The sequence below is a fragment of the Microbacterium sp. BF1 genome (genome assembly GCF_019279095.1).
Lineage (GTDB): Bacteria > Actinomycetota > Actinomycetes > Actinomycetales > Microbacteriaceae > Microbacterium > Microbacterium maritypicum.
The window spans coordinates 1-9315 of record NZ_JAGYWT010000051.1 but is presented as its reverse complement, the minus strand read 5'-3'; the positions used below and the strand labels follow the sequence as shown (position 1 = coordinate 9315).

The following is a 9315-nucleotide window of genomic DNA, read 5'->3' as shown; positions in this document are numbered from 1 at the left end:
CTCGCGATCGACCAGGCGCATGGCGTCGGCATCTCCGCCATGACGTTCAGCGTGCGGTCGTTCCTCGGGGTGCCGTCGCACCTGCGGTCGCTGGAGAACATCGACGGCCTGATCGGCTGGGCGGCGCTCCCCTCGGGCACCGCGCCGAACCGCGAGCCGTGGGCTCATCTCGATCTCGGAGAGCTTCGAGCGGCCGCGGAAGCACTGATCGGGCGCGCCGCGTAGCACTCGATCCACCCAAGACCTCACGGCCCCGGAGACCTCCCCTCATCCGGGGCCGTGATGCATCTGTGCCACGCGGCCTGCGAGGCTGCGTACAGCTCGCTGGTAGCGCGGGCGAAGGGCGTCTGTTACGCGAGAGCGATCAGACCGACCTCGATGCCGACCAGGATCACGCCCGCGACCGCTCCGAAGATCAACACCCACTGTCGATGGAACTCCTTCATCGAGGGAGCGGCGGGCATGACGCTCTCATTCAGAGCTTTCACCGTACCGAGCCATGGATCCAAGCCGTTCGCTTCGAGTAGGTGCATGCGTCGCTCGGTGAGTTCCTTGAATTTCTCCTGCACTCGGGGGTCGCCATCTTCGACCGCCGCCACCCCTGCCTCGTACTGAGCCCAGACTCGACGCGCTGCTCGCGCTCTATGCGACTGCGAGGAGAGATCGACGAGAGTGCCGATTCCGACGTACAACGACGCGAGGACAGGGATCAGTGCACCGAAGAACGCGAGCATTCCCTGACAATATCGTCAGCTCGCAGCGACCGACTCAGAGATCGCCGCCAGGCCGGTAACCCTGCTCTTTGATGATCTCTTCGGCCTTCTCGCGATCAGCCTTCCAGACAGCGCGAGGCACGGGCGACTCCCCTTCGCGACTCACGACGCCTGCATGAATCCCGAGGTCGATGTAACCCTCCGGAACCTCGTCGGCATATTCGCCGTGCCGCGGACCACCCTCAAGCTTGTATCCCATGAGCCCAACGATAGCGGCACCGTCCAGCGCGGTGTACCTAGTCGGAAACTGGAACCAACTGGTAGCGCCGCGGTAGTGGAAATAGAAAAGCCCCGGAAAACCGGGGCTGATCTGGGAATTAAAGTGTGCGCGATACTGGGATCGAACCAGTGACCTCTTCCGTGTCAGGGAAGCGCGCTACCGCTGCGCCAATCGCGCCCGTTGGGGCTATTCAGTTTTCCCGTGAGGTGGCGACGGGATTCGAACCCGTGTAAACGGCTTTGCAGGCCGGTGCCTAGCCGCTCGGCCACGCCACCGTGTGGATTGACCCCACGTGCGGAAGATCTTCCGAAGAAGATCTCCTGCACTCGAGCGGATGACGAGACTCGAACTCGCGACCCCAACCTTGGCAAGGTTGTGCGCTACCAACTGCGCTACATCCGCATTTCGTTCCCGGTTGTCCCGGGCACTCATGAAACATTAGCCGAAGATCCGCACTCCGCCAAACCGGCAGCGAATCTCGCGCGTGTCTCGCCGAGTGGTCCACAGGGCCTCTGAGCGTCCGGTAGTATCGGTTGACGTACCCCGCGGGTATGGGCGATTGGCGCAGTTGGTAGCGCGCTTCCTTCACACGGAAGAGGTCATCGGTTCGAGTCCGGTATCGCCCACCCAAAGTGTCTTACGGGAACACGCGACATCGGAAGATGTTGAGTGTTCCCGTTCGGCATCCTTGCCTCTGGTCGCCTCGCGGACGATCGTTGCGAATGGCTCTGCGAGGCGTGGACGTAGCTGCTCGTCTTCGGTGATCTCCAGCCGCGTGTAGAACGCTTGGTTCGCGAGCCTCCTGCTGCCGTCGTCAGAGCGCGCGTAGGCGCGGTGCGCGTCGGTCAGCAGCCTCAGGCTGTCGTGGAGGAACGCGCGCCCACCGGTGTGTTGTTCGTCCTGCTGGGCGAGGCGCTGCTCGATGTCGGCCAGGCCGGTCCGGATGCGGTCTTGGTGCCGCTTGAGCGTCGGGAGGTCGATGGCGTCGGCGAAGTGCGCGCCCAGCAGCTTGTCGCTCTCGGCCTCCAGACGTGCCCGGTTCGCGGTGAGGTCGGCGAACTCCTGATCCCGCCCGACACTGCGCTTGTCGAAGGCAGCGTCGACCTCGGCGGCGAGGTGCCGATAGTCGTCTTCGCTGATCGTGATCGAGGCGTATGAGTCCTCGACCAGCCGTTCCGCAACCTGCACGGGAACCGCGCGCCGAGTGCAACTCGTCTTCTTCGCGGCTCGACCCGAGCAGACGAAGTACGCATAGGTCGTGCCCCTCGGGTTGGTGGCGAAGTCCAGCAGCATCCGAGCCCCGCAACTTCCGCAGTGCAGCAGCCCTTTCAGGTGGTGCGCGTGCTGCACGTGCCGCGTCGCCTGCGCGTTGCGCGCCTTCAACAGCGATTGCACCTGGTCGAACAGGACGGGCTCGATCAACGGCTCATGCGCGCCGGGATGCAGCGCGCCCTTGTAGCGGATCACGCCTGCGTAGTACGGGTTCGTCAGTAGCGAGTAGAGCGTCGCTTTGCCGAGAGGCTTCGACGGCCGCTTCGGCGAGGGCACCGTAGTCAGGCCGCGAGCGGTGAGGTCCCGCAGGAGCGCAGCCACAGAAGTCTCACCTTCGGCGTAGGTCTCGAAGGCCCACCGGATCAGCGGAGCACGCTCAGGGTCAACCTCCACAGTTCTGACCTCCCGGCCTTGGTCGTCGGTGCGGCGGACGTTGAGATAGCCGACCGGGGCACGCATCGGCGTGCCGCCCTGGGCGAGCTTCTGCGTCAGCCCTTTGGTGACTTCGGTAGCGAGGTTCCGTGAGTAGAACTCCGCAATCGACGACATGATGCCGTGCACGAGCATCCCCGAAGGTGTCTGATCGATGGACTCCGTGGCCGACACGAGCGTGACCCCAGCGGCAAGCAGGGCTTGATGGATGGCGACGTCGTCGGCGCGGTTGCGGGCGAGCCGGTCGAGCTTGTGCACGATGCAGAACTGCACCCGCGTCGCGGCGATGAACGCGAGCATGTCCTGCAACCCGTCACGATCCGCCGACCTGGCAGACTCACCCGCGTCCACGAACTCCCGCACGACCCGCGCCCCGAGTTCGTCGGCCTTCCGCTGGTTGGCCTCCCGCTGGGCCGGGATCGAGAACCCCTCCTCGGTGCCGCCGCGTTCGGCTTGCTCCCGTGTGGAGACCCGCAGGTAGGACACGGCCAACAGCCTTGGCATCTCGGTGGCCTGCTTGGGCGGCTGGGTGTCGACTGTGGTGCCCATGATGAGCCTCCTTCCCGTGGGTCACGTCTCTGACTCATCGATGCTGTTTGACGGTCCCGCAAATCTTGCGGGACCGTGTTCCGGGTTCGCGATCTGACGGAGGCTCTCCGGGACGGGGAGCCCGTAGGGGTGCAGTTCGCCGTCGAGCCAGGCACGGTGCCGGGTCTCAGCGATGTTCAGCACCCACTCGATGAGCTTGCCGAGATCAGGCTCGTCACGTCGCGTCACCCGAAGCCGCAGATGCCGATCCTCAGTCCTCATGACAGGTAGGTGCGCAGCACCTCCCAGAACGCGGGCCGCCGAACCGGATTACTGCCCGTCGCACCGACCCTGTTCGAGAAGGCACGCCTCTTGCAGATCAAAGACCGGACTAGTACGTATGGAATTGTGATGAGACCAGACTACCGCTCTTCGGCCGTCTCGGGCAGAGCGAACTTCGCTAGATGGAGCAAGCCCCGGCCGAGAGCCGCGGTAAGCAGTTCCTCCGCGAGGGCGGCGAACTCCGGCGCGAGGAACCGTGCTGCCGCGTCTGCGATGTCGAGGTCGGCGTCTGGTTCGTCGGCACGCAGTCGCACGACGATCACGGCACGGATGTCGTCACACCAGTCCTGGGTCGCGGTCGCCAGCGACGGGAGAGCTCCGGCGACCGCGTCGGCGAGGAGCCTGACCAGGGCTTGTCCTTCCTTGCGCGCGAACAGTCGATCCAGCGCCGTCACGATGCTGGCCCGTACTTCTTCAACCTCGGAGCCTTCGGGCGTAGGGCTGCCGTCGAGGAACGCGATCGTGCTCGCACGCATGTGACTGATCGCGTCCAGCGCAAGCCCCTCTTTTCCCTTCCCGGGGAAGTGATGATACATGCTCCCGTGACCCACCCCGGAGCGTTGCTGGAACATCTGCGGGCTCGTCGCCTCGAACCCACGCTCCGCCAGGAGCGCGCACGCAGCAGCGACGAGCTTCTGCTTCGAGCCATACGCCGGACGCCCCGGCCCACGCCGCATCTCCACAATCGCCCACTCCTCGCCTCGCGGCCCAGCCGGCAGGTCACCAATTACGTACAGACTAGTATGGACCTTGATCTGCAAGACGCGTGAGGCGTGATTGGCAGGTGTCGCGGAGACCATATACCTGGCTCTCCAGCATCGGGGCCGGTGGCCCAGATAGAATCTGTGTGATGGCTGAAAGTGATGATGAGCGCCTGGCGGCGGAGCAGCGCGCGCGGGTGCTGATCGACCGCCAGCTGGTTGCGTCGGGGTGGGCGGTGCAGGATCGCAACGCGCTCAACCTCTTCGTGCCGCAGCGGGGCATCGCCGTCCGCGAGGTCATCATGAAGCCCGGCCATGGGCGCGTCGACTATCTGCTGTATGTCGACAAAGCGGTCGTCGGTGTGATCGAAGCGAAGCCGATGGGTACGCCGCTCTCTGGCGTCGAGTGGCAGTCAGCGATGTACGCCACCGGACTCCCGGAGGAGGTGCGGCGCAAGACACTCGACCCTGAGGGGCGCCTGCCCTTCGTCTTCGAGGCGTCGGGCACCGAGACCCATTTCACGAACGGGTTTGACCCAGCACCCCGTGCCCGTCGCATCTTCGCGCTTCCCAGGCCCGAAACCCTTGCCGCGACAGTCCGTGCTGCAACGGGGAATCCCGATGAGGCTCCGACCTGGCGGGGCAAGGTGCGCACCTTGCCTGCCCTGGACCACGCGCCACTGCGTCCGGCGCAGGTCGACGCGATCAAGGGCCTTGAGCAGAGCCTCGTCGAGCAGCGCTTTGGGCGTTCGCTGGTGCAGATGGCTACAGGCGCGGGCAAGACGTACACTGCCGTCACGGAGGCGTATCGGCTGCTCAAGTGGGGTGGTTTCAAGCGCATCCTCTTCCTCGTGGATCGCAACAACCTCGCGGATCAGACGATGGGCGAGTTCCAGAACTACCGCACGCCCGACGATGGTCGCCGCTTCACCGAGCTGTACAACGTGACGAAGCTCGCCAGGGGCGGGATGCCGGATTCCACGAAGGTCGCGATCTCGACGATCCAACGTGTGTTCAAGGCGATCAAGAACGAAGACGTGCCCGAAGGTGACGACCCGGGCCTGGATGAGTTTCGTCCCGGCGAACCCGTGACGGTTAGCTACAACCCCGAGCTCCCGCCAGAGACCTTCGACCTCGTGATTGTCGATGAAGCGCACCGTTCGATCTACGGCGTCTGGCGCGGGGTGCTCGAATACTTCGACGCGCACATCGTCGGGCTCACGGCCACACCGGGGAAGCAGACCTTCGGCTTCTTCCAGCAGAACCTGGTCTCGGAATACACCTATCCACAGTCGGTTGCCGACGGCGTGAATGTTGACTTCGACATCTTCCGTATCAAGACCGAGATCACCGCGAACGGTTCCACGATCGAGGCTGGCACCTACGTTCCGACAGTCGATCGGAGCACCCGCGAGCAGAAGCTGATCCGGCTCGACACCGATCTCGACTATACACCCGGCCAGCTGGACCGGGCGGTGACGTCGAAGCACCAGATCCGACTCGTGCTGGAGACCTTCCGCGATCGGCTCTTTACCGAGATCTTTCCTGGACGTCACACCGTGCCGAAGACGCTGATCTTCGCCAAGGACGACAACCACGCCGAGGAGATCGTGCAGACCGTGCGCGAAGTGTTCGGCAAGGGAAACGACTTCGCTGCGAAGATCACCTACTCCGCGAAAGACCCGAAGGGGCATCTGAAGGCGTTCCGCACCAGCCCTGCCATGCGCATCGCGGTGACCGTCGACATGATCGCCACCGGCACCGACGTCAAGCCGTTGGAATGCGTCATGTTCATGCGCGACGTGCGCAGCGGCCAGTACTACGAGCAGATGAAGGGCCGCGGTGCCCGAACCATCGCACCGGCCGACCTCAAGGCGGTGACCGACGACGCCGACGCGAAGACACGATTCGTGATCGTGGACGCCATCGGTGTGACCGAGCACGACTTCGTCGAACCTCCCCTCAACCGCGAGAAATCGATCAGCCTGAAGAAGCTGCTCGACAAAGCAGCGGCGCTCACCCTCACCGAAGATGAGGTGGCCACTCTGGCCAGCCGACTGGCTGCTCTTGATCGACAGCTCACTCCCGCCGAGCGCGACGAACTCGACGACGTCGCGGCGCTGCATGATGCACAAACGACGATGCACCAGATCGTGCAAGCGCTCGTAGACGCGGTCGATCCCGAGACCCAGGCTGTTGCCTGTGCTGCGGAACCGGATCGCGATCCCGCTGACGTGGTGCAAGACCTTCTCGACACGGCCGTCGAACCGTTGGCCGCCAACCCAGAGCTGCGCACCAGGATCATCGAGCTGCGCCGCGCCAAGGATCAGGTGATCGACGAAGTCAGCCGCGACGAGGTGCTCGAAGCGTATGGTGTCGTGGACCCCGACAAGGCGAAGCACACGATCGAGTCGTGGCGGGAGTACCTCGCCGAGCACCGCAACGAGATCAGCGCGATCGAACTGATGTTCGAGGCGAAGGGGCGGGGCATCCGCTTCGACCAAATCCAGGAACTCGCTGACCGGATCGCACGTCCTCCGCACAACTGGACCGTCGACATCATCTGGAACTCCTACCTCTCCATCGGTGTCGAATACGAAGGCCACGCCGAGACCCGCAATCGGCACGCGGCAACCGACCTGATCTCCCTGCTGCGGCTTGAGGCCGGAGTGGACGACGCACTCGTGCCGTACTCCGATCGAGTAGAGGATCGCTACGCGAACTGGTTGCACCGCCAGGAACAGGCAGGAGCCACGTTCACCGAGACTCAGCGGTGGTGGCTTGACAGGATGATGCGGATCATCGCGTCCTCAGCGGGCATCGACGCCGAGGACCTCGACAACGCCCCCTTCGACGAGCGAGGCGGTATCGACGGCGCCCTCCGCGACCTCGGAGACAACGCAGGCGACCTCATCGAAGAACTGAATCGGGAGCTTTCCGCGTGACGTGGGAGTGGGTGACGCTCGGAGAAATCCTCCTCCGGCAGTCGAACAAGAAGGTCGTCCAGCAGGGGTGGAGTCCGAAGTGCCACACGTATCCGGCTGGTGAAGGTCGATGGGGTGTACTGAAGACAACTGCCATCCAGCCCGGGCGCTTTGAACCTACTCACAACAAGGAGTTGCCGGGTTCTCTCGTGCCGAGGCCGCAGATTGAAGTGCAGCCTGGAGACTTGCTCATTACTTGCGCGGGCCCACGGTCTCGCTGTGGGGTGCCAGCGCTCGTACGTTCGACGCCGAAGAATCTGATGATGTCGGGAAAGATGTACCGACTTCGCCCTAATCAGCGCATCGACTCGCGGTTCCTCGAACTCTACTTGCTCAGCGATGAGGCGCAGACGCGTATCGATGAGATGAAGACCGGGATCTCGGATAGTGGCCTGAACCTTACTCACGGCAGGTTTGTGGAGCTGCCCGTTCCGCTGCCACCGTTGGAGGAGCAGCGCCGGATCCTCGCGATCCTCGAAGACCAGCTCTCCCGCCTCGACGCCGCCGACAAGTATCTTGCCGATGGTGAGCGTCATATCCAGGCATGGCGGGCCACCGTGATCGATGAGGTCTTGTGGAGAGGTAACCCTCCGATGAGACCGATCCGAGAGCTACTTCGCGAGGGAATGCGCAACGGGCGCTCTGATCGCGCCGTCAAGGGTCAGGAGCGAGGCACTCGCACACTCACTCTTACTGCTGTCACGCAGAACAGCTTTACTGACGAGTTCACCAAAGAGACTGTGACGCCTCCGTCCGTTGCGGATGGGCTATGGCTCGAACCGGGTGACATCTTTGTGCAACGGGCAAACACTCCTGAGCTCGTCGGCACCTCTGCTCGCTATGAGGGGGACCGCAAATGGGCGATCTTCCCCGATCTCCTGATACGACTGCGTCCAGACGAGACACGCATCAGGGGTGAATACCTTGTTGCGGCGCTCCGGAGTGAGAGAACACATAGGCAGCTTCGAGCCAAAGCGAAGGGCTTGGCCGGCTCCATGCCGAAGATCGACCAACGCGCTGTCGCGGAGACTTGCGTGCCGTGTCCGGAGCTGGGGAGCCAGATCGAGGCAGTGATCGCTCTGAACGAGATAGCGGACGCGGCGAGTGCGTTGTCCCGCGATGTGCGTGCTCAACGTCGTCGGTCGGCCGCGCTCCGCCGCTCTCTCCTGGCAGCAGCCTTCTCGGGACGCCTCACAGGCTCCTCGTCAGAGATGTCAGTCGTCGAGGGGAGGATTGAGGCATGAACGGCAAGCAGGTCAAGCTCTTTCTCGTAGACGGCACACCTGGTGGTTTGACGACGGCAGAGATCACGAACTGGACGGGTAGTGTGCTCTCTGCACGCCGCTCGGACCTGGCGGAACTCCTACGACGCGAGGAGGCTGAACGCACCGGTGCATACCTGTTGCTTGGCGAGGATGAGGATGCGGTCGGCGATACCCGTTGCTATGTCGGAGAGGCCGATGTTGTGGCGACGCGGCTCCGTACTCACGCCAAGGACAAGCCGTTCTGGAACCAGGTGGTGCTCATCACCTCGAAGGATACGAACCTGACGAAGTCGCACGTGCGCTACCTGGAGTCGCGACTGATCGAACTCGCCCAGCAGGCCGGTCGCGTCACGCTGGAGAACGGCACGGCACCGCCGAGGCCCCGTCTGCCCGAAGCTGATGTGTCGGACATGGAGTACTTCCTCGGCGAACTGCAGATTGTGCTCCCTGTGCTTGGCGTCAACGTCATCCGGGTGCGCGCCGCGAGGCCGCAAACCGTAGCCTCGCCAACCTCGGAGTCACCGGTGTTCACGCTGACAAACAAGAATAGGACCGTTGACGCTCGCGCGCAGCAAGTCGACGGCGAGTTCATCATGCTCAACGGGTCCGTCGTTGTCCCGACGTGGCACGGCGTGGGTAACGCGCGCAGTACCCAGAAGGCGTACGCGAGCTACCGTGCCCAACATGAGGGCCTGGTCGCCGATGGCTCCATCGTCGTGGAGGGTGGGACGGCCCGCACAACCCGTGACATCGTCTTCGGCTCACCCTCGACGGCGGGTGCGGTCGCACTCGGCCGCT

9 protein-coding genes, 4 tRNA genes and 1 pseudogene are annotated in these 9315 nt (G+C 63.8%); 6 read left to right on the top strand and 8 right to left on the bottom strand.

The genetic code is table 11. The features are described from left to right. The coding region (locus KZA10_RS03295; RefSeq protein ID WP_218682167.1) for a hypothetical protein at nt 1-225 on the top strand (225 nt) is incomplete at its 5' end. A 125-nt stretch (nt 226-350) separates the two neighbouring features. Here KZA10_RS03295 and KZA10_RS03290 read toward each other — a convergent pair. The 5 genes from KZA10_RS03290 to KZA10_RS03270 form a co-directional block, all read right to left on the bottom strand. After that, entirely contained in the window at nt 351-734 is a 384-nt protein-coding gene (locus KZA10_RS03290; protein WP_218682166.1) for a hypothetical protein, read from the bottom strand. Between the two features lie 34 nt (nt 735-768). Further along, on the bottom strand, nt 769-972 hold the full coding sequence (locus KZA10_RS03285) for a hypothetical protein (RefSeq protein WP_218682165.1): 204 nt from the start codon (nt 970-972) through the stop codon (nt 769-771). A gap of 126 nt (nt 973-1098) precedes the next feature. Then, nucleotides 1099-1170, bottom strand: a tRNA-Val gene (locus tag KZA10_RS03280). Between the two features lie 27 nt (nt 1171-1197). After that, nucleotides 1198-1268, bottom strand: a tRNA-Cys gene (locus KZA10_RS03275). Nucleotides 1269-1322: 54 nt separating this feature from the next. Beyond that, nucleotides 1323-1395: transfer RNA gene (locus tag KZA10_RS03270), tRNA-Gly, on the bottom strand. Nucleotides 1396-1546: 151 nt separating this feature from the next. Between KZA10_RS03270 and KZA10_RS03265 the strand changes: the two genes are divergently transcribed. Together KZA10_RS03265 and KZA10_RS18580 are read left to right on the top strand one after the other, a co-directional pair. Further along, nucleotides 1547-1619: transfer RNA gene (locus KZA10_RS03265), tRNA-Val, on the top strand. 238 nt (nt 1620-1857) lie between these two features. Continuing rightward, entirely contained in the window at nt 1858-2151 is a 294-nt protein-coding gene (locus KZA10_RS18580; protein ID WP_281652451.1) for a hypothetical protein, read from the top strand. 12 nt (nt 2152-2163) lie between these two features. Here KZA10_RS18580 and KZA10_RS18575 read toward each other — a convergent pair. The 3 genes and pseudogenes from KZA10_RS18575 to KZA10_RS03250 form a co-directional block, all read right to left on the bottom strand. Further along, a pseudogene (locus KZA10_RS18575) lies at nt 2164-3201 on the bottom strand (recombinase family protein); the annotation flags it as partial. Nucleotides 3202-3267: 66 nt separating this feature from the next. Next, nucleotides 3268-3474, bottom strand: coding sequence for a hypothetical protein (locus KZA10_RS03255; protein WP_218682164.1), 207 nt, complete (start codon nt 3472-3474; stop codon nt 3268-3270). Nucleotides 3475-3647: 173 nt separating this feature from the next. Then, nucleotides 3648-4244 (bottom strand): TetR/AcrR family transcriptional regulator, encoded by a 597-nt coding sequence (locus KZA10_RS03250; RefSeq protein ID WP_218682163.1) that lies wholly within the window; start codon nt 4242-4244, stop codon nt 3648-3650. Between the two features lie 173 nt (nt 4245-4417). Between KZA10_RS03250 and KZA10_RS03245 the strand changes: the two genes are divergently transcribed. The 3 genes from KZA10_RS03245 to KZA10_RS03235 all read left to right on the top strand — a co-directional run. Continuing rightward, nucleotides 4418-7213: a DEAD/DEAH box helicase family protein gene (locus tag KZA10_RS03245; RefSeq protein WP_256934343.1), complete on the top strand. Its 2796-nt coding sequence runs from the start codon at nt 4418-4420 to the stop codon at nt 7211-7213. Continuing rightward, complete coding sequence (locus KZA10_RS03240; protein ID WP_308289574.1) at nt 7210-8496, top strand: restriction endonuclease subunit S; 1287 nt, start codon at nt 7210-7212, stop codon at nt 8494-8496. The genes KZA10_RS03245 and KZA10_RS03240 overlap by 4 nt, the downstream gene beginning before the upstream one ends. Beyond that, nucleotides 8493-9315, top strand: an 823-nt coding sequence (locus tag KZA10_RS03235; RefSeq protein ID WP_218682160.1) for a GIY-YIG nuclease family protein, incomplete at its 3' end; no start/stop codon positions are given. The genes KZA10_RS03240 and KZA10_RS03235, both read left to right, overlap by 4 nt.

Excerpts from the sequence above, each read along its gene's own strand:
- KZA10_RS03245 (WP_256934343.1), top strand. The coding sequence starts at position 4,418 with ATGGCTGAAAGTGATGATGAGCGCCTGGCGGCGGAGCAGCGCGCGCGG.
- KZA10_RS03285 (WP_218682165.1), bottom strand. The coding sequence starts at position 972 with ATGGGATACAAGCTTGAGGGTGGTCCGCGGCACGGCGAATATGCCGAC.
- KZA10_RS03250 (WP_218682163.1), bottom strand. The coding sequence starts at position 4,244 with ATGCGGCGTGGGCCGGGGCGTCCGGCGTATGGCTCGAAGCAGAAGCTC.
- KZA10_RS03290 (WP_218682166.1), bottom strand. The coding sequence starts at position 734 with ATGCTCGCGTTCTTCGGTGCACTGATCCCTGTCCTCGCGTCGTTGTAC.